General features: G+C 21.3%; 19 protein-coding genes. 7 read left to right on the top strand and 12 right to left on the bottom strand.

The features are described 5' to 3' along the window. Positions 1-52 precede the first annotated feature (52 nt). The 3 genes from N3A58_02630 to N3A58_02620 all read left to right on the top strand — a co-directional run bounded on the left by N3A58_02630 (position 53) and on the right by N3A58_02620 (position 3,584). Complete coding sequence (locus N3A58_02630) at positions 53-739, top strand: hypothetical protein (protein ID MCX8058293.1); 687 nt, start codon at positions 53-55, stop codon at positions 737-739. Between the two features lie 31 nt (positions 740-770). Beyond that, positions 771-1,868, top strand: coding sequence for a tRNA 2-thiouridine(34) synthase MnmA (gene mnmA / locus N3A58_02625; protein MCX8058292.1), 1,098 nt, complete (start codon positions 771-773; stop codon positions 1,866-1,868). 189 nt (positions 1,869-2,057) lie between these two features. After that, entirely contained in the window at positions 2,058-3,584 is a 1,527-nt protein-coding gene (locus N3A58_02620; protein ID MCX8058291.1) for an LPP20 family lipoprotein, read from the top strand. A 57-nt stretch (positions 3,585-3,641) separates the two neighbouring features. Here N3A58_02620 and N3A58_02615 read toward each other — a convergent pair whose 3' ends face one another. Then, positions 3,642-4,379, bottom strand: coding sequence for a hypothetical protein (locus N3A58_02615; protein MCX8058290.1), 738 nt, complete (start codon positions 4,377-4,379; stop codon positions 3,642-3,644). Between the two features lie 480 nt (positions 4,380-4,859). Here N3A58_02615 and speD point away from each other — a divergent pair, with 480 nt between their 5' ends. After that, positions 4,860-5,243, top strand: a complete 384-nt coding sequence (gene speD / locus N3A58_02610; protein MCX8058289.1) for an adenosylmethionine decarboxylase — start codon at positions 4,860-4,862, stop codon at positions 5,241-5,243. Positions 5,244-5,310: 67 nt separating this feature from the next. Beyond that, positions 5,311-6,165 carry a polyamine aminopropyltransferase gene (gene speE, locus N3A58_02605; GenBank protein ID MCX8058288.1) on the top strand — a complete coding sequence of 285 codons (855 nt, stop codon included), beginning with the start codon at positions 5,311-5,313 and terminating at the stop codon, positions 6,163-6,165. Between the two features lie 99 nt (positions 6,166-6,264). Here speE and N3A58_02600 read toward each other — a convergent pair whose 3' ends face one another. From N3A58_02600 to N3A58_02550, 11 genes are all read right to left on the bottom strand, one after another. Beyond that, the gene (locus N3A58_02600; protein MCX8058287.1) at positions 6,265-6,795 is read right to left on the bottom strand and encodes a hypothetical protein; all 531 of its coding nucleotides are present in this window, start codon (positions 6,793-6,795) and stop codon (positions 6,265-6,267) included. Between the two features lie 2 nt (positions 6,796-6,797). After that, a complete protein-coding gene (locus tag N3A58_02595; protein MCX8058286.1) occupies positions 6,798-7,799 on the bottom strand; it encodes a hypothetical protein in 1,002 nt (333 codons plus the stop codon). A gap of 6 nt (positions 7,800-7,805) precedes the next feature. Continuing rightward, positions 7,806-8,996 (bottom strand): ribonuclease H-like domain-containing protein, encoded by a 1,191-nt coding sequence (locus tag N3A58_02590; GenBank protein ID MCX8058285.1) that lies wholly within the window; start codon positions 8,994-8,996, stop codon positions 7,806-7,808. After that, complete coding sequence (locus N3A58_02585; GenBank protein ID MCX8058284.1) at positions 8,986-9,786, bottom strand: hypothetical protein; 801 nt, start codon at positions 9,784-9,786, stop codon at positions 8,986-8,988. Before N3A58_02585 ends, N3A58_02590 begins: the two co-directional genes overlap by 11 nt. Positions 9,787-9,968: 182 nt before the next feature. Beyond that, on the bottom strand, positions 9,969-10,634 hold the full coding sequence (locus tag N3A58_02580) for a hypothetical protein (protein ID MCX8058283.1): 666 nt from the start codon (positions 10,632-10,634) through the stop codon (positions 9,969-9,971). A 25-nt stretch (positions 10,635-10,659) separates the two neighbouring features. Further along, entirely contained in the window at positions 10,660-12,369 is a 1,710-nt protein-coding gene (recN, locus tag N3A58_02575) for a DNA repair protein RecN (protein MCX8058282.1), read from the bottom strand. After that, positions 12,366-13,286 carry an NAD(+)/NADH kinase gene (locus tag N3A58_02570; protein MCX8058281.1) on the bottom strand — a complete coding sequence of 307 codons (921 nt, stop codon included), beginning with the start codon at positions 13,284-13,286 and terminating at the stop codon, positions 12,366-12,368. Before N3A58_02570 ends, recN begins: the two co-directional genes overlap by 4 nt. 108 nt (positions 13,287-13,394) lie before the next feature. Then, a complete protein-coding gene (locus N3A58_02565; GenBank protein ID MCX8058280.1) occupies positions 13,395-13,745 on the bottom strand; it encodes an STAS domain-containing protein in 351 nt (116 codons plus the stop codon). A 156-nt stretch (positions 13,746-13,901) separates the two neighbouring features. Continuing rightward, a complete protein-coding gene (locus N3A58_02560; GenBank protein MCX8058279.1) occupies positions 13,902-14,942 on the bottom strand; it encodes a DegT/DnrJ/EryC1/StrS family aminotransferase in 1,041 nt (346 codons plus the stop codon). Then, positions 14,932-16,077: a hypothetical protein gene (locus N3A58_02555; protein ID MCX8058278.1), complete on the bottom strand. Its 1,146-nt coding sequence runs from the start codon at positions 16,075-16,077 to the stop codon at positions 14,932-14,934. The genes N3A58_02560 and N3A58_02555 overlap by 11 nt, the downstream gene beginning before the upstream one ends. 45 nt (positions 16,078-16,122) lie before the next feature. Beyond that, complete coding sequence (locus N3A58_02550; GenBank protein MCX8058277.1) at positions 16,123-17,286, bottom strand: hypothetical protein; 1,164 nt, start codon at positions 17,284-17,286, stop codon at positions 16,123-16,125. Between the two features lie 148 nt (positions 17,287-17,434). Between N3A58_02550 and N3A58_02545 the strand changes: the two genes are divergently transcribed. Together N3A58_02545 and flgK are read left to right on the top strand one after the other, a co-directional pair. Beyond that, entirely contained in the window at positions 17,435-17,932 is a 498-nt protein-coding gene (locus N3A58_02545) for a flagellar protein FlgN (protein MCX8058276.1), read from the top strand. A gap of 11 nt (positions 17,933-17,943) precedes the next feature. Further along, entirely contained in the window at positions 17,944-19,767 is a 1,824-nt protein-coding gene (gene flgK / locus N3A58_02540) for a flagellar hook-associated protein FlgK (protein ID MCX8058275.1), read from the top strand. Positions 19,768-19,774: the final 7 nt, after the last annotated feature.

The following is a 19,774-nucleotide window of genomic DNA, read 5'->3' as shown; positions in this document are numbered from 1 at the left end:
TTTTGAATTTATTAAATAATTTTTTATATTATATTTAAGAAAAAGATATATTATGTTAAATATCAAGAAAAAAATTAATAAAAACATACTTTATCTTTCAATTTTATTATTATTATTATTTTTTTTTAATATTTATCATTTTTATAAAATAAACGAAAAAACCAAAAAATTAACCAATTTTTTAAATCAAAATAATAAAATAAATAATTTTGACCCATACTTTTGTCCTATAATTATTTATCCAGAGATAGATAGCAAAAACAGTTTACTTTTTATCTCATTTTCTGAGATAAACATTGATAAAAAAAATAAAATCATAGAATATTCTTTAGTATTTAAAGATGAAGATCATCCTTCATTTTTAATTGATATAATATATGATTTTTTCAGAAGTTTTAAATATAAAAGAATAGTTGATATAGAATCATTTTATATTAGATACTTATATTTAGAAGAGTTAAAGCAAAAAAGATGGATTCCTGTAGAAATAAATTTTCCTAATACTTTTTCAAATAACCAAAATTATTTTACCAAAAATATAAAACATTATTCAGAAAAATTACCTGCAAGTCAGTTTTACAAAATAAATGATAGAATTGTAATATTTGTTAATACATGGAACCATTTGCTCTCAAACAATGATAATAATGTTAAACTAAACAAAATTATATTTCAAAATTATCAATTATATCAATTCTCTAGAATTAATCTTGAGAAATACTTTAAATATTTGAAATAATTCAATAAAATATAATATTAAGAAAATTATAATTTATAATAATATGAAAACAAAAGTTGCAGTTGGAATGTCAGGTGGTATAGATTCAAGCTTTGCTGCTTATAAGCTTTTAGAAGAAGGTTATGAAGTTATTGGTGTCACAATGCTTGGATCAAAAGAAAAGTATGAGATAGGAAAGTGTTGTTCTTTCTCTGATATCGAAGATGCAAAATTAATTGCAAAAAAACTTAATATTGATCATGTAATTGTTGATTTAACTAAAGAATTTGAAGAAAATGTGATCAAACCTTTTATTAATGATTTTTATAATTTAAAAACTCCAAATCCTTGTATAATTTGTAACGAAAAAATAAAATTTGGTTTATTAATGGATTATTGCTTAGAAAACCTTAAAGTTAATTATTTTGCTACAGGACACTATGCAAGAATAAAAAATAAGTCTTTTATTTCAAAAGCTCTAGATTCTCAAAAAGACCAATCCTACTTTTTATATAGAATTCCTAAAAATAAAATAGAAAAAATAATTTTCCCTTGTGGAAATTTTTATAAAAAAGATATTAAAGATATAATTGCATTCAATAATCTTATTAATCCATATTCAAAAAAGGAATCTTATGATATTTGTTTTATAAAAGGTAAAGACTATGTCCCTTTTCTTTTATCAAACTCTGAAAATAATATTATAAAAAATGGATATTTTATTAGTCAAGAGGGGGAAATTATTTCTAAACATAAAGGAACATTATATTATACAATTGGTCAGAGAAAAGGATTGAATATTGCTATTGGGAAAAAAACTTATATTAGGGAGATAAAAGAAGATGGAAATATTATAATTGGAGAAAAACCTTTTGTAAAATCAATAAAAATAACTAATTTAAACCTTTTTTTAAATCCAATCAATTTAAAAGAATTTTATAATATTAAAATACGATATAGAACTAAAGAGGTCAAATGTAAAATCGATTTTAATTCCTCAAAACTATGTTCTAATAATGCATTAAATTCTTTTTTATATATAAATATACTTGAGGATGTAGAAGCTTCTGCCCCCGGTCAATCTGCAGTTATTTATGATGATGATATTGTGATCGGTGGAGGAATAATAGAAAAAATTTATCTAAGTTGATTTTATTTTATTTTATTTTATTATTATTCTATGAAATATTTTATTATATAAAAGCTATTTAATTTAATAATATATTAATTATATAATATATTAATTATAGTTTTTTATATATTTAATATTATTAGTTAGCTATATAATTAGCTTTTAATAATTTTATTAAAAAAACTAATATATGCATGAGGTATAATTATGAGTAAATTCATGAGATCAAAATTTTTTATAATTATAATAACTCTATCTATTTTAATTTTTAACTTTTTAATCTATAGTTGTACAAGTAAAGATACTAATATATCAAAAATTTCTTCATCAAAAGAACCACAATGGATCTCTCAAATTCCAAAAGATGATAATTATTATTATTTTGTTGGCTCTGGGGGACCAGTTTTGGAAGAATCAGAAGGTGAAAAGATAGCCTTAAATGATATTCAATCTAAACTATTTTTATTATTAGGAGCTACCGTTAATACTTATTTAGAAAATAATCAAATTTATAAAATATCAGAAAATAAGGAAGAATTTTCAAACTACTTAAAATCAGTAGTTAATGTTGAAGGAAAAGGTATTATTTCTAAATTCGAAATTGTAGATAAATATTTAAAGAAAACATCTGATAATAAAATAATAGTATATATTCTTGCAAGGATTTCTAAAGATGCTGTAATAAAAGAACAGAAAAGACTTGAAAAGATATATCAAGAAAAACTTGAGTACTTCTTAATACCAGAACAAAAAGCTAACAATTATTTGAAAGAAGGGCTTTACTATGAAGCAATATTTGAATCATTAAAAGCTTCTCAAAATGCTTTTCTATCTGATTATGAAAATAAGCTTATTGTTGCTGAAAGAAATCTAGATAGAATTATTGAGATATCAAAAAAACTAAAATCAAATCTTTATATTCCATCATCAATGCTTTTTTTAAATGAAAAACAGACAGAACCTTTTACTTATGAAGTTTTGTTTTTAGATAAAGGAGAAACAAAACCTGTAAGAAATATACCCATAACATTTTTCTATAAAGATTTAAATAATGTTGGAGATATTATAACTAAAGAATATAAAACAACTACTAATAATTTTGGTAAAGCATATTTTTCATATTCAAAGATTCCATTTGCTGGCAACTCTTCAATTATTGCATTTTTAGATATATTCGACCTAATTGATAATTATATTAAAATTATTAATGAAAACCAAGTTTTAAGAGAAAAAGCAAATCTTATAAGAAACAATTTTGCTTCTCTTAAAGAATCTAAAAATTATAATATCTCTTCTAAAACTATTACCTTAAAAACATTTTTTATATTTGATTTTTATGATAATTCAAATAATAAAATTCAAAGCTTAAATATTAGTAACTTCTTAGCAAATCTAACTAAACTCGGAATAAAGTTTTCAAAATCATTAAATATATCTATTGAAAAAAGTGATAATATTCAAAACCTTTTAATATTTTATAAAAATGATTTTATTAAAAATGATATTGAAAGAGTTATAGTTATAAGAGGAGAAACAAAAAGCATAAAAGAGTATGCTGGTAAACAAATTGCATCTATTGATATAACTTCATATATTTATATACCAAAAGATGATACACTTAATTATTTATACGTAAATACAACAGGTAATGGAGATAATATAATGCTTGCAATATTAGATGGTTACCAAAAAGGACTTGAAAAACTTTACAATATACTTCTAAGATTTTTATAGAATACTCTTTTACAAAAAATTTTTCTTTCTTATAATAAATTTTTTTGTAAATTTTTTTTACTTATCATATATATCTTGTATAACTCTATTTTTTAACTGAATACTTTCTATCATTTTTGTAGTATAAAAAGTAAAAGTGTTATATCCTCCTCCTTTGAATTCGTAATAAGTATAAAATGATGAAAAGTTTGATTTCCTTTTAGAAACAGCCCTTAAATAATCAAAAACAAAATCTAAACCGACATCCTCAAAATATATTTCCCATTCATTGGTTGTTAAAGTAACTTTAATAATATTAACTTCTCTCTTATTATTATAATTTTTGTACAACCCTTGATCTTTTTCTATCTTTATCCCAACTTTCTTACTATTGAGATCCTCAAAAGTAATACTATTAATAATTTTAGTAAAATATGTAAAAGAAAAATTAATTATATTATAACAATCTTTTAAAATATTATCATCTGAAAAAATATTTTTTCTTGAAATATAATTTTTATCATTACCAGAAAAAACAAACATTATAATATTTTCTTGTGGATGTGTTTTATATTCAACTCTAAAGTTATCTTTGCAATAAACAACAATAGTACCTACGAGCTCATTTTGCTCATAAAAATTATAGTACATGCCCATATCATATATAGTAGATTCTTTAATTAAATCATTATATAATTCTTTAGGTTTCTCATCTGGAAGATCATAAGAAAAAAATAATATTGTTAATAAAATAAAAAATATAAGTAAAATGTATAATTTTTTTATTAAATAAAATATATTATTATGTTTATTCATATTTTCACCTCATAATTAATTACTTCTATATATTCCAATTTTAATATAAAAAAAATTTTTTTAAATTATCAAAAATTTTTATTGACATTTTAAAAAATTATAATATCTAATTTTCTTGATTTGTTAATAAAATTAGAGGTTTTATGAATTGACTGAAAGTGTTATTGACATTATTTATCATTCATTATGCTGTCAATATCTTTTTATATCTTCTCAATATATCACTATTAGAGAAATTATCAAATATACAATAACAAATCGGTAAAATCATTTATTTTTCTTGTTTTTGTTTCTAATGCTTCTATATAATTTTTAAAATATAATTAAAGGTATTAATTGAAAGATATGTTTTAATTATTAATTATAAAAAAATATAAATGAAAATGAATAAGTTTTAAAAAAATTAATTATTAAAATTAGTATTAATATTAAAAAAATATATATTAAATTAAAATTAAAAATAATTATAAGGAGATAAAGATGCAAGCTTTAGGTAGACACATTTTAGTTGAATTTTACGATTGTAACCCTGAAATATTAAACGATGAAATTTATATAGAAAATGAAATGCTAGAAGGAGCAAGAAAAGCTAGAGCAACAATAATTTCTTCAACATTCCATAAATTCTCACCACACGGTGTTTCTGGTGTTATTGTTATTGCAGAGTCACATATTGCTATTCATACATGGCCGGAATATAAATATGCTGCAGTTGATATTTTTACATGCGGAGAAACAATTGATCCTTGGATAATATATAAATATTTAGAAGAAAAATTTGAAGCAAGTAGTTCTTCCAGGTTAGAATTAAAAAGAGGACAATTTGAAGTTCCAGCTGGTGTTACATTAAAACATAAACCCTAAATTTTATTATTGTTTTCTTTTTCTTAATAAAATTATTAAAAATATAATTTTTTGGTTTGGAGCTTTTATGAAAAAATTATATTTTGAACTTCTTTCACCTAGTAATAACTGTGGTAAGGTTTACGAAATTGATGAAATATTAGAATCAGTTAAATCCCCTTACCAACAAATTGATTTTTATAAAACTAAAGATTATGGAGTTCTCTTTACCCTGGATAATATTATTCAATTAACAGAAAAAGAAGAATTTTTTTATCATGAAATGATTGTTCACCCTGCTGCTTTTACTCATAAAAATCCAAGAAATGTTTTAATTATAGGAGGGGGAGATTGTGGTACTTTAACTCATGTTTTAAAACATAAAAATGTAGAAAAGGTTGATATGGTCGAAATAGATGAAATGGTTGTGAAATTATCTCAAAAGTACCTCCCCCACCTAACTAAATCTCTTTCTGACAAAAGAGCAAACTTAATTATAGACGATGGATTTGCTTTTTTAAAAAATAAAAAAAATTGTTATGATTTAATAATTATTGACTCTACAGATCCTGAGACTATTGCAAAAGATCTTTTTAGTGGTGACTTTTATCAATCTGTCTATGATGCTTTAACAGAAGATGGCATCTCCATATATCAGAGTGAACCTCCATATCATCCCTCTTATGATGATATGCAAAAGAGAGTTTACAAAACTTTAAAAACAATATATAAATATATTAATTTTGTTTTCTTCCCTGAACCTATGTACCCTACTGGTTATTTTACTGTATTAATGGCTTCTAAAAGATATAATCCACTTGAAGTTGATAAAATTCTAATAAAGGAAAAAATAAAAGATTTTAATTTAATGTATTACAATGAAGATATTCATTACGCTGCACTTGCTATTCCAGAATTTATGAAAAAAAAATTAAATATATAAAAAAAATATTAAAATATTTATCTTTTCAAAATTATATTTTTAAAACTAATAATTTATAAAAATTGAAGTAAATTAACTTTGTAAACAAATTTTATTTTATTAAATAAAAGAGAAATAATCATAATCTATGTAATTTAAATTAATTTTTTTTATATTTGAATATATAATTTCATCTAATTCCTTTTTAGTACTTTCAAAATTTTTTATTTCATTTTCTAAATATTCTAAATAACTTAGACATAGATTATCACATAAACCTTTTCTCTGTTGTAAAAAATTGTATAACCATAACGGACTATACTTAGATAAAACTTTTAAAAATATTTCTGAATAAAGTCTTTTATCAAAAATAGATTTAAAAATATTTTTTAAATCATCAATAAATTCAACAAAAAATTCTATTTCAAATTTATTCAATAAACCATATAAAAATTTAAGTTTCTTATATTTTTTATTATTAATTGCAATCACAATTAAATATAATATCAAATCAATAGCTTCCTTTTTTTCTTCTATATTTAGAACCAATGATGCTAGTTTTTTTATATTTTCATTTATATCATCATTTTTATTTTTAATTTCATAAATAAAAATATCTTTAATATTTTCATTCTTATAATTAATATTCATATTTAACTCCATATATCTGAATAGGATAGCAGTTTATTCATTTTTACCAGTTCAAAATCTTCCCCTCTTATATTCTTCTCATTTTCTATACTTTCAGAAAACAATTTAAAATTATTTGTTTGTAATCCAACTATTGCAAACATTTTATTTACAGGAAACTTTTTAGGATTTACTTTTTTATAGCAATCACAAGCTAATTTCAAATCTCCTTTTTCATGAAAAAATAAACCCATTTCAAATATTTCTTCCTCTGTAAATTTTATTATATTATTATAATTTAAAAATAAATAAGTATATTTATCCATTTTATTTATTTTTCTTGAAATAAAAAGGAAATTCTTTCTTAATTTTTCATTATTTATTATTAAATAAATATTGCTTTTATAAATTTTATATGCTTTATAATACTCACCTATTTTAACAAATAGCTCAGAAATTAAAAATATAAAATATGGATTCTTTCTATTTGATTTATATAAAATCTTTATCTTTTTTTCTGCTTCATTAAAAAATTTTAATTTTATCATATTTAAAAAAATTAAAACTTCCACAAGAGTAGCATACTTTTCCTTATTTTTTAAAATAAGCAATTTTTCATATGACTCTTTATAAAGACCTTCAAAGTAATATTTTATTGAAAGAAATATTGTATTTTTTATCTCATCTCTAAAAATAATTTCATCATAAAGTCTAATACCTAAAAAATAAAGATAAATTATCATTGAAAAATAATAATCTTCATTATATTCTGAAGTAAAATATTGATCTACTAAATTTATTGCAGAGCTTATATCTTTTTCTTTAAAATAGATTAAAAATTTTAAAAAATTATATAAATCAAATCCCAACTTTTCCTTATTTTTTAAAATTTCTATTTTAATATTTTCTAAATTATTACAAAATAAAATATTAAATATTAATTTTTTTATAAATTTTTTACATTTTTTAGTCTCAAATCCAAAAAGGAAATCAAAATTTTCTACTGCTATTTCTATTTTTTTCATAATAAACTAAAAATATTTTTTATCTTCTTTATTTTTTGTATTATTAGTTTCTATTTTATTATTTATTCTTTTAATCTTCTTTTTTATTAAGTCAATTTTTTCAGGTTCAAAATTTAAATTAAGTAAATGAATACTTTTATTATATAAAGAAATAATTTTGTAATAATCTTTTTTGATCCACTCATAATATTTTATAAATTCATCGAGAAGGGGAAAATAATTTATAATTAAATTATATGGTATTGAACTAAATAAAGAATCTATTTCATTGTATAGTCTTTTTTTCTTATATATTTTGATTAAATAGTAATAATATTTTATTTTATCAAAGTATTTATTTTTATATATTAATTCTAATATTTTTATTGATTTTTCAAAATTTTTCTTTCTAATAAAATAATTTACTAAATTAAATAAATCAAAATATTTCTCATTAAAAAAATTTTCTTCAATAAAAAACAATAATTTTTTCATAGAATAAATATCAATAAAGTTATGGAAAGATATCTTATTAATATAAGATATGTCACCTGTATTCATAAATATTTTAAAATATTCGGGAATAATTGATGCATCTATATCATTTAATCTCTCTATTTTAAGCAAATTTTTTTCAATATTTTTTAACGATAAAGAAAAATTTCCATAAATTTTATATAATTTTTTATTTATAATTATTTTTAATAATCTATATAGATCGATTTTATATTTATTATCTATTACATTAATTAATTTATTGTTTCTATTAAGAATTGCTCTAGTTTTTAATATTTCAAGATCAAATCTATCACCATTGTATGTTATTATTATATCAAATTTCTCAAGAAATTCAGTTAAATAATCAAGTAATTTTTTTTCCGAAGAGTATTCTTTTATAATAATTTGATAAATATTAAAATTATTATTAGAAAAAAATCCTAATCCATATAAAAAAGCTAAATTCCCACTACCATAAAGACCATTAGTTTCTAGATCGATAAAAATAATTTTTTCTTTGTCAAAATTTTTTTTATTTTCTAAAGATGTTTTATAGCTCTCAATTTGCGATAACGTTTGATTATTATCAATTAAATAATTTTCCAGATAAATTGTAAAAAAATTGAATTTTATCTCTTTATTAATAATAAATATTTTTTTTTTAAAAATAAAGTAATCTTCTTTCTTTAAACTTTCTTCAAAAATATTTTTATTTTCCACTTTTTTTCTTTATGTCACTTTCAAGCTTATCTTTCCATAAATTAATTGTTTTTTTTACTTTTTCAAGTGCTTTAGTATTATTTTCTAATATATATAACCTTCCTACGGCCCTTAATAAATCTATAGCTTTTTTCATATCCTCCATAGATTGTCCTGCTATTTCATATTTCTTTCTATATTCTGAAGCAGCATCGATAAGGGAATTTTCTACAAGATCTCTTAACTTTTTTCTTTCAAGATAACCTTCAATTCTTGGATCACTTTTTGATTTTAATGCTCTATAATCTAACAAATTTCTTGCACAAATCGCAGCCCTTCCTTTCATCTCAACAAAAGAAAGCTTCCATTTAGAATTTTGTCCATATCCTTCTTCAAGTTTTTCTATAAGAAAAAATAATCTTTGTACAAGGTTAAATCTTTCAGCATCAGTGAAGTGAACAAATTTTTGCTGTTCTTTATCAACATCTGCAAGTGAAACATCAATTACAGGTGTGACCAATTTTTCAATTGCTACAAATATTTTGTATATTAACTTTCTTGCTTCATCAAGAGAATCTTCATGTTTTATACCCATTATACTTTGAGCAAGATCATTTATGCCTATGTATTGGGTAATTTGATTCATATAAAGATCAATTATTTTAAATTCAAAATAGGGTTTTTCTTCTTCTGAAGCTTGATCTTTTTGGCTCAAGAAATTTGAAATATCTGCTTCTATTTTATTTATTATCTCCTTAAATTCCTTTGATTTTGCAATAAATAGCTTTTTTTTATCCTCTGAAACTGGCATAAATATTCCCCTTCAATAAATAAAATTTTTTAACTAAATCAAAATCTACATATCCCCTATTCTATTATCGAATAAATAAAAAATAAATTATTTTATATTAATTAAATTTGCTTTTTATAAAATAAAAATATCCTTTAATCTTTTTTTCTTTATTTATTTATGATTAATTTAAAATTACTTTTCTAATATTTTAAATTTTCAAATTTAAAAAAAATCTTTTCTTTTGTTTCAAACAAATATATATCAATTTTTTCTGGGATTAATAATTTATCTCTTAATTTGTAATAAAAATTAGCTTTTAGAAAATCTTTGTCTGATATTTTTAATAGGAGCTCCGAAAATATATTATTTTTATCAAAATAAATATTATATTTAAAATCATTATATTCTTGATAAATATAAAAACATTTATTATCTTTTTCATTAATCAAATCAATATTATATTCACTAAAACTATCAATTATATATTTACTATCTTTAAGAAAAATAAAAAAATATTCATTAGATAATTTTGAGATAAAAAATGATTTATATTCATCTTTTATATTAACAGCATCTATTCTTATATCCTTCCCTTTTTCATAATTAATAGTAAAATATACATTTTTTTTATTTATAAAAAATGAATCTGGCATTGTGTTTATATCTTGATCAAAAATATTGGTAATCAATTTAGAAGTAAATTTATTCGGTAGCATTTTTTCCATTGATTTAATAAGATTAAAAAATAAATTTTTTGCATCTTCAGCACCATTAATATAAAATTTTAATAAACTAAAAAAACATAAAATAGAAATTAAAAATAATAAATTAAAAAATAATTTTTTTTTATTAAAAATTTTATTCATTTTTTCTCCATACTATTTTTTTTAATTATCTATTTTTTTGAGCTTCTATAATAAGAGATTTTGCATGTTCATAAGCTTCTTTGGGTGAACCAGTTCCTGACAACATTCTTGCGATTTCATTGATTTTAGACTCTCCTTCAAGCTCATATACATAAATATTTGTTTTATTATCTTCAACTTTTTTTTCTACAAAAAAGTGATTATCGGCGAATCTTGCAATTTGAGGCAAATGAGTTATACATATTATCTGTTTCTTTTCAGAAAGCTCCTTAATTTGCTTACCAATTAAATTTGCTGTTTCACCTCCTATACCTACATCTATTTCATCAAAAATGAAAGTTGAAATTTTATCTACATTAGAGAGAGAGAGTTTAATAGCAAGCATTATTCTCGAAAGTTCGCCTCCAGATGCTATTTTTCTTAAAGGTTTAAGTTGTTCTCCTATATTTGTAGAAATACAAAACTCAACATAATCAAGACCATTTTCATGTATTTTATATCTTTTTTTATCAATCTCTACTAATCCTTCTTGATCTTCTTGATAATAAATATATACAGAAAATTTAGTTTTTGACATACCAATTTTTTCAAGATAATTTTCAATAGAAACTTCAAGATTTTTAGCCCATACCCTTCTTTTAGCAGATATAGACTTAGCTAAATTTATTAACTCATTTTTAATTGTATCAATATCTTTTTTCAATATTTCTATTTCCTCATCTATATTTGTTATCTCTTCTAACTCTTTTATAGAATTTTCTTTAAATTTCAAAACTTCTTCAATCGTCTTGCCATATTTAATTTTTAATTTTTCAATGATATCAATTCTTTCATCAAGTTTTTTTACATAATTTTCAGAATAATCAATTTTTTCAAGATAAGCAATACAACTCTCACTTAACTCTTCAAGTCTTATATAAGACTCTTCATAAAGATCATTTATTAATTTTAATTCTTCACTAAGGTTAGAATAACTATTTATATTTTTTCTTATTTTACCAAACTTAGATAGAAAAGCATCTTCACCTGAAATAAGATCATGAAGTTCAGATAATATATTTGCAATTTTTTCAATATTTGAAATTTCCTTTCTTTTTTGATAAATATTTTCATCTTCAAGAGAAAGTTTAGAATTCTCTATTTCATTTATTGCAAACTCAAGGTAATCCCTTCTCCTTTTTTGTTCTTCTTTTTTATTTAGAAGATTATTATACTTTTCATTCTTTATTTTATAATTATTAAATAATAATTTAAATTCTGATACTTCATTTTCAATTTTTGCAAATGAATCAAGTAAGAATATATGGTTCTTAACATTTAGTAAATTTTGATGTTCATGTTGGCCTATTAAATCAACTAAATTATTTGTAACCTCTTTAAGAAGCTCCTTTGTAACACTTATATCATTTATTTTATAAATATTTTTTCTTGTTTGAGGTTCATAAATTCTCTTTATTATATATTTTTTTTCATCCGATTCTTCTATGCCATTTTCTTTTAATATATTTAATAGCTCCAAATTATTAATAAAAAATTCAGCTTCAATGTAGACCATTCTACTAAGATCCTTTATAAAAGTAACATCTAAATTTTCACCAAATAATAAAGAAAGAGCATCTATTATAATTGATTTTCCTGCACCAGTTTCACCAGTAATAACATTGAATCCTTTTTTAAAATTTATATTTAAATTTTCAATTAAAGCATAATTTTTTATTATAAGAGAACCAATCATATTCCACCCCAATTTAATTTTGAAGTAATTATCTTAAAAAACGATAAACCTTCTTTTTTAATTAAATTAATAGTGTATTTTGATTTAGAAACTTTTATTTTATCCCCAGAATAAACTATAGTTCCTCTTTGGCCATCACACGTAAGATAAGCTTTATCCACTCTTTTAAAATATATTTGAATTTCATGATAATCTCTAATTATAATAGGTTTCATTGTAAATGAATGTGGAGCTATTGGAGTTATTATAATTGAGCTCAAACCTGGACATATAATTGGACCTCCAGCTGACAAAGAGTAGCCTGTTGAACCATTTGGAGTAGAAACTATTATTCCATCTCCTTTAAATTTAGAAAGAAATTCATTATCTACATATATATATACATCAAGCGGTGTTGCAAGATGATATTTTGATAGAGAAACTTCATTCATACAAACAAATTCATTAATGATTTCTTCTTCGTCTCCAGGATCAGTATAAACTCTTGAAACATCAAGCATGATTCTTTCTTCCACTTTATAGTTCCCTTTGACTAAATTATTCACAAGTTGAGGAATATCTTCTTTATCAAACCAAGTAAGAAATCCAAGAGTCCCCATATATATTCCAGCAAGAGGTAAAGAGTATTTATATATAATAGAAGAAACAAATAATAAAGTACCATCCCCACCTATTGAAAAAACGAAGTCTGTATTTTTTAGAATTTTATCAATATTATTTTCAAAATCATTCGTAATAATTCTATTCAAACCGTTTACTTTTATTTCTTCAATGAAAAAACCATCATTGCTTCTATTAACCTTTACTAATGCAGCTTTTTTATTCTTATTAAGAAGATCTTTTAGTAAAATTTCAAGTTCCATCTTTGCTACTTGATTATTAAAATAAAAAATAGTAAAAAACTTATCTGTGCCCATAATATTTACTCTATTATCATTTTGAAAATTAAATTAAATATTTTTATTAAATTTTTTTAATAATAACTTTTTTTTTGATCAAATAATTATTTTTTTCTATATAAAACTTTATTTATTCAAAATTTCATTTAAGTAATTTAAACATTCTTCATCACTATTTTTAATAATGAAAACACTATTAAGTTCCATAATTGAAAATAACCTATTTATATCTTCAGATAAACTTGAAAGGATTAGTACACCTTTCCTTTCATTTAAATATTTATAAGTAGAATATAGGAGTCTTATAAAACCTGAAGATAAATAAGTAGCTTTCGAAAGATTTATAATAAAATATTTTTCATTTTCACTAATTTTATCTTTTATTTCTCTCTCTAGCATTTCAGACTCGGAAATAGAAACCCTATCTTCTATTGCTATATAAATTATATCATTTCTTCTTTCTATAACATAAGCCATAATTATTTCCTCTTAATTTTTAGTATATTTTGATTTTTAAAGTTTTTAATTATCATTTCTTTATTATTGTTTTATAATAATTTCTAATATATAGCGTTATAAGAATTATTTCAATTACTAAACTATAAATTATTAATTTTATTTATCAATATTCCATTATTCACTAATTTTATTCAAAAATAATGAAACTCTTTCAAGAGCTTTTTCATCAATTAAAGGATAAAATGGAATTTTAAAATATTCAGATGAAAATTTTAAAGAATTTGGACAATTCTTTGAATTATTCAAAACAAAAGATATAGGTTTTTTAATTAAAGGCTCAATTTCAATATTAAAATTTTTTGCCAAAAAGTTAATGTTTTCATAACCAGTTTTATAATGTATTATAAATTGGTTATAGTTTGGATAATTCTCTTCGTCATATAAATTATCAAATTGAACTTCTATTTTTTCACTATTCTTAATCTTGCTTTTATAAAATTCAAATAATTTCATTCTTGATTTTATAATCTTATCTATTTTCTCCATTTGGGAAAGTAATAAAGCACAATTATAATCTGATAATTTTAAATTAAATTCATTAATTAATTTAAAATATTCAATAAATTTTTTTTCTTCATTAATTAAAAAAAGACAACCATCTCCACAAGTAATAATATCTTCATCATTAAAGGAATATAAAACATAATCAAAATTTTTTCCTAACAACTTATTCTTATATTTAACACCAAATGAACCAGATAAATCAGCTAAAATATTTATACCTAAAGATTCAAAGGGAGAAAAATCCACAGGATAACCATAAGGATAACTTAATATTAATAATGATTTATCTTTATTTTCATTAAGTAAAGTTTCAATATTAGGGATTAATGAATACTCATTAAGATCTAAAGGAATTATTTCAATTCCTTCTTCTTTAAATATTTGGTAATAAAAAGGATTAGAGTTATTAGAAATAAATATCTTTTTATAATTTCTTTTTATATTTTCATATTGTAAAAATAGTTTTATAGCAACCCATCTAGAAGGCAAAAGAGAAAAATATTTTAATCCAAATTTTTCATTAATATAAGAAACTATCTTATTATATAATTCACCAGGATAAATCTTCTTTTCAATTAATGCATCTAATACTGATAAAAAATCATCTCTCTTTAAGGAAGGTTTTTTAAGATGTACCAGATCAGAATTCAATTGTTCCTCCTTCCACAAGTCTACCTAACTTTTTTAATTGAAGATAATCAACCTTGCCCTTTATTACACAATTTTTTCCAACATTAAACCCAGGCGGAAGATTAATAAAATTACCTACTAATGCAAAACCTTCTGGTAAAATATCTTTATATTTTGAATTCTCAAATTCTTTTTCTTTAGTTATTGTTGAGCCTATTGTAACTTTGCTACCAATATTAATTGTATCATTATCATTATTTTTTAATCCAATAATAGAATTTTTTATATAAACATCTTTACCTATAATATTTCCAGGTAATATTATAGAATTAATTATTTTGGTACCATTATGAACAACAACATCTTTAAATATTATTGAGTCTTCAATCTCCCCATTAATTTCACAATTTATTCCTATCAAACTATTTCTTACAAAACCTTTTTCCTTAACATAAGACATCGGTGTACTTTCAAAAAAATTCATAAGATAATAGAAAAAATTTCTATAATTCTCCCCCGATTTTTCAATTAATTTAAAATGATTAAGAATATACATTTTTAAATTTGAAAAATTCAAACTATAAAATTTTATATTAAATTCTTCTGTTTTTAAATTTTTAAATAATGAAATAATATAATTAAAATTTTTACACCTATTATCAAGCTTATTTAATACATTTTTAAAATACTCAAGTTCTATAAGATACACTGGATAATTATCATCTAATATTATTTTTTTATAAATTATTTTATTAAAATTAAATTCTTCTAAATACAACCAAGTATTTATTAAGATTGGAGAAATAAGAATATAAGTATTTCTTTTATCACCTGCTTCAATTCTACAAATATTATTTTTTAAAATTTCAATAAAATTATTGCCTTCCTGTAAATCGTAATAAAATTCATAATTAATTTTTTCTAAAAGTTTAAAATTTTTGGTAAATTCATTATACTTTCTATAATCTTCTTCTAGAAAAACATTTACTTTTTTTATTTTATCTATAGATAAGAAATTTATTATTGATAATTGATAAAAGTTAAAATTTAAAAATATTGGTATCTCGAGTGGATTTATATAATCAGATATCCCAGTTATATCAATTTTTATATTATTTGGAAGATATAAATAAGCATGTATATTAATATTATTCATCAAATTAATATTATTAAAATTAATTATTTTGTCAAAATTTAATAATTATTTATTTTTCATTTTCTCAGTTAGCCATTTATAGGCATCATAACATTTTTGATTATTAAGATTACTCCCTCTTTTCCAATATTCCAATGCACTTTGATAATCACCTTCAGAATAATATAAAAAACCAAGCCAATAATAAATATCTCCATCATTCATATTATATTCAAGAGCTTTAATTAAATACTTTTTTGACAAAAAAAAATCTTTCTTTAATGAATATAAAATTCCTATTTTCTTATGTAGAAAACTTAAAAACCTGAAATCTATCTTTCCACTTTTTTGAATTATATTTATTGAAAGAATAAAAAAATCAATGGCTTTATCATATTCAATTTTTATTTCATAAATCAATGCTATATAATATGAACTTGATAAACTATTATATTCATTTTTTAGTGTAATTAAGAATTTTTCAAGTGCTATATCATATTCTTTTTGCGAATAACTGGTAATTCCTTGTCTAAAAATCAATTCTAGTTCTTCAAAACTATATTTTTTTTCAATTTTTTCATTTATAATCTTTTGTGTTTGGTCTTTATTTGTATTTATTTCTTTTGATTGAATATTTGAATTTATCACTCCATATTTTTTTAATATATCCTCTATCGTAACTTTAGGAGGTATATCCTTTGTTTCAATCTTATCTGTTTTAATTGGAGTTGAAGACTCATTTTTTTTATTTTCTTCTTTTTTATCCTCTTTTTTATTTTCTTCATTCTTTTCATTTTTTGGTTGAATATTGCTTTGTTGCTGATTTTTATTTTCTTGCGAATCCTGGTTTCCAGATGAACTAATTTTATCATCTTTAACTTGCTCTTTATACAACTTCTCAATATAAGCTATTATATCATTATATAAGGGTAATGGAAAAAATTTCTTAATTTCTAAAAACAAATTTTTTATTTTTTCATATCCAAAATCAATATAAAGAACATAAATATCTTTATATAAATCATCTTTTTCTCTTGAGTTTAAAAAAAGGTTTATTCTCATTATAGCTGCTTCTTTTTGTGCAATATTCATTCTTGGATCAGAAATTATCTGGATATCTTTTAGTAGATCTTCTAGTGAATAAGAAAGAAAAAATATTAAAAATAGTATAGAAAATATTTTTAATATTTTCGAAAAAAATTTTATTTTTAAATTATTTTTTTTTATCATAAATTTATTGTTTTATTTTTTATATTAATTTTATATCTTTATATATTTTTACATATTTAATATTATAATTTTTTATTTAATTTTCAATAAAACTAAATAATTTTGTAATCAGTCGAAATTATAGATAAGGAATTAAATAGAGGCTAATATGAAAAGAAGCATAGATGATTTAATAAATATAATAACTAAGCAATATGATGTGTATACAGAAATATTTTTCAATGAAATTGATAAAGGCTTCTTACTTTTTATAAATGATATTTCAACATTTAATACTTTAAATGAAAATTCAAAAAAACTTATAAATACTATTATAAATCTAGAAAAAGAAAAGGGAGAAGTCTTTAATGAGTTAATTCATAGTCTTAATATAAAAAATAATTATAATAATGATATTTATCTTTTGATTAAAAATCATTTCCCAGAAAAACTTGATCAATTTGAAATTTTAAGAACAAAATTTAGTATTGTTTTAAAAAATTCAAAAATAATAAACAACAAAATAATGATTCTATTAAATAGTGGCATCTCATTTATAAACTCTATTTATAAAACATTAAATGAATCATTTAATACAACAACTATTTATAACAATAAAGGAAATATTGATAAAAAAGAATTTGTCAGGTTTTATAAAAATATATAAGGGAGAAAAATATGTTTTCCACATTTATGGGTATCGAAATAGGTAAAAGATCGATGCAAACAGCTCAATCATCTCTATACATAACACAAAATAATATTGCAAATGCAAATAATCCTGACTATTCAAGACAAGTTGTAACTATTTCAACTTTTGAACCATTATATCTACCTCAAATTTCTATGCCGACAGTAGCAGGACAAGTAGGACAAGGAAGTTTTTTACAAGCAATTGAAAGAGTAAAAGACTTTTTTCTAGAAAATAAAATAATGAATGAAAATTCATTTCTTTCTAACTTTTCAACAATTGTTTCATATATACAAAGACTTGATTCAATTTACAATGAACCATATGGGAAATCTTTATATGAAGCAATAAATCAATTTTTCAATGCTTTTAATGAATTATCAAAAGATCCTGAAAGTGTTTCAAAAAGAGCTCTACTAGTTGAAAAAGCTCAATATATGATTGATCTATTTCATGACAAATTTGATAAAATTAAATCTATTCAGGAAGATTTAAATAAAGATCTTGATTTAACAATTGATAAAGCAAATCAACTAATAAAGCAGATTGCACTATTAAATGATAAAATAAAAAAAATCGAAGCAACAGGACAGAGAGCAAATGACCTTAAAGACCAAAGGGATAAACTTATTATTGAGCTTTCAAATATAATTCCAATATCAACCAAAGATTCAGAAGATTTTTATGTTTATCTCGATGGTAAAATTATAATACAAGGAAAAGAATATAATGAACTTGAAAAAATTTATGACAATAATAATAAAGGTTTTGTTTATGCAGGTTTATTCGGTGAAAGATTGTTTATAAATAATGCAAAAATTGCAGCTTTAATCACAATGAGGGACAATATTGTTGAAGAACAACTTACAAAAATAAACCAATTAGCACTTTCTATTTTAGAAGGAGTAAACAATATTCATCAACAAGGAAAAACTCTCTCAGGCAAAAATGGAGTTTCATTTTTTAAAGAACTTCCTCTTTCTCTTTATGTAAATGGTGAATATGATTCAAATTCTGATGGCTTTTCCGATAGAAATGTTATCTATAAACTTATAGGAACAAAAAAACTTAATTTGACTGATAAATTAATGATCTCTGGGACTTTGAATATAAATGGTAAACAAATAAATTATTATGAAAATGATACTGTTGAGGATTTAATTAAAAGAGTAAATCTTGCAAACATTGGGGTTAATATACAATTAAACTCTTTTGGGTATCTTGAAATAAAGGGAAATGCTTCTTCAAATGGAATATTTTCTATAGAACACCTTGAAGATTCTGGTTTATTTCTTTCATCATTTTCAGGTATTTTAAAACAAAATGCAATTTTTGACAAAAATAATTTAAATGCATATGAGAATTTTTTTGATGGACAAATCTATCTTATTTCTCCAGAAAAAAATATTGCTAGTTGGATTGAATTATCGAAAGATATTAAAAGTGATTTAAACAACATTGCAGCTGCTTCAATTGACAAAGATTTAAAAGAAGGAGATGGGTCTATTGCTTTAAAAATAAGTCTTTTAAATAAAGAAAATTTCTTTGTTCAAAACTCATATTCAATAGCTGACTTTTATCAAAACATGATTAATGATTATGCTTCTTTTGGATTTATTGCAAAACAAAATATGGATAATCATAAATTATTATTAAGTAATTTTGAAAACTTAAAATTATCTTATTCTGGTGTAAATATGGATGAAGAGTTTTCTAATATGATGAAATTTCAGAAGATGTATCAAGCAACAGCAAAATTTATAACTACTTTAAATGACATTTACGAAACATTAATTGGAATCGTTAGATAATATTGAC

The organism is Spirochaetota bacterium (assembly GCA_026415295.1).
Lineage (GTDB): Bacteria > Spirochaetota > JAAYUW01 > JAAYUW01 > JAOAHJ01 > JAOAHJ01.
The sequence above is the reverse complement of the archived record's forward strand: the minus strand, read 5'-3'. Positions and strand labels throughout refer to the sequence as shown.

Excerpts from the sequence above, each read along its gene's own strand:
- N3A58_02585 (MCX8058284.1), bottom strand. The coding sequence starts at position 9,786 with ATGCCAGTTTCAGAGGATAAAAAAAAGCTATTTATTGCAAAATCAAAG.
- speE (MCX8058288.1), top strand. The coding sequence starts at position 5,311 with ATGAAAAAATTATATTTTGAACTTCTTTCACCTAGTAATAACTGTGGT.
- N3A58_02630 (MCX8058293.1), top strand. The coding sequence starts at position 53 with ATGTTAAATATCAAGAAAAAAATTAATAAAAACATACTTTATCTTTCA.
- N3A58_02595 (MCX8058286.1), bottom strand. The coding sequence starts at position 7,799 with ATGAAAAAAATAGAAATAGCAGTAGAAAATTTTGATTTCCTTTTTGGA.
- N3A58_02600 (MCX8058287.1), bottom strand. The coding sequence starts at position 6,795 with ATGAATATTAATTATAAGAATGAAAATATTAAAGATATTTTTATTTAT.
- N3A58_02620 (MCX8058291.1), top strand. The coding sequence starts at position 2,058 with ATGAGTAAATTCATGAGATCAAAATTTTTTATAATTATAATAACTCTA.
- flgK (MCX8058275.1), top strand. The coding sequence starts at position 17,944 with ATGTTTTCCACATTTATGGGTATCGAAATAGGTAAAAGATCGATGCAA.
- recN (MCX8058282.1), bottom strand. The coding sequence starts at position 12,369 with ATGATTGGTTCTCTTATAATAAAAAATTATGCTTTAATTGAAAATTTA.
- speD (MCX8058289.1), top strand. The coding sequence starts at position 4,860 with ATGCAAGCTTTAGGTAGACACATTTTAGTTGAATTTTACGATTGTAAC.
- N3A58_02555 (MCX8058278.1), bottom strand. The coding sequence starts at position 16,077 with ATGAATAATATTAATATACATGCTTATTTATATCTTCCAAATAATATA.
- N3A58_02615 (MCX8058290.1), bottom strand. The coding sequence starts at position 4,379 with ATGAATAAACATAATAATATATTTTATTTAATAAAAAAATTATACATT.
- N3A58_02570 (MCX8058281.1), bottom strand. The coding sequence starts at position 13,286 with ATGGGCACAGATAAGTTTTTTACTATTTTTTATTTTAATAATCAAGTA.
- N3A58_02580 (MCX8058283.1), bottom strand. The coding sequence starts at position 10,634 with ATGAATAAAATTTTTAATAAAAAAAAATTATTTTTTAATTTATTATTT.
- N3A58_02550 (MCX8058277.1), bottom strand. The coding sequence starts at position 17,286 with ATGATAAAAAAAAATAATTTAAAAATAAAATTTTTTTCGAAAATATTA.
- N3A58_02545 (MCX8058276.1), top strand. The coding sequence starts at position 17,435 with ATGAAAAGAAGCATAGATGATTTAATAAATATAATAACTAAGCAATAT.
- N3A58_02565 (MCX8058280.1), bottom strand. The coding sequence starts at position 13,745 with ATGGCTTATGTTATAGAAAGAAGAAATGATATAATTTATATAGCAATA.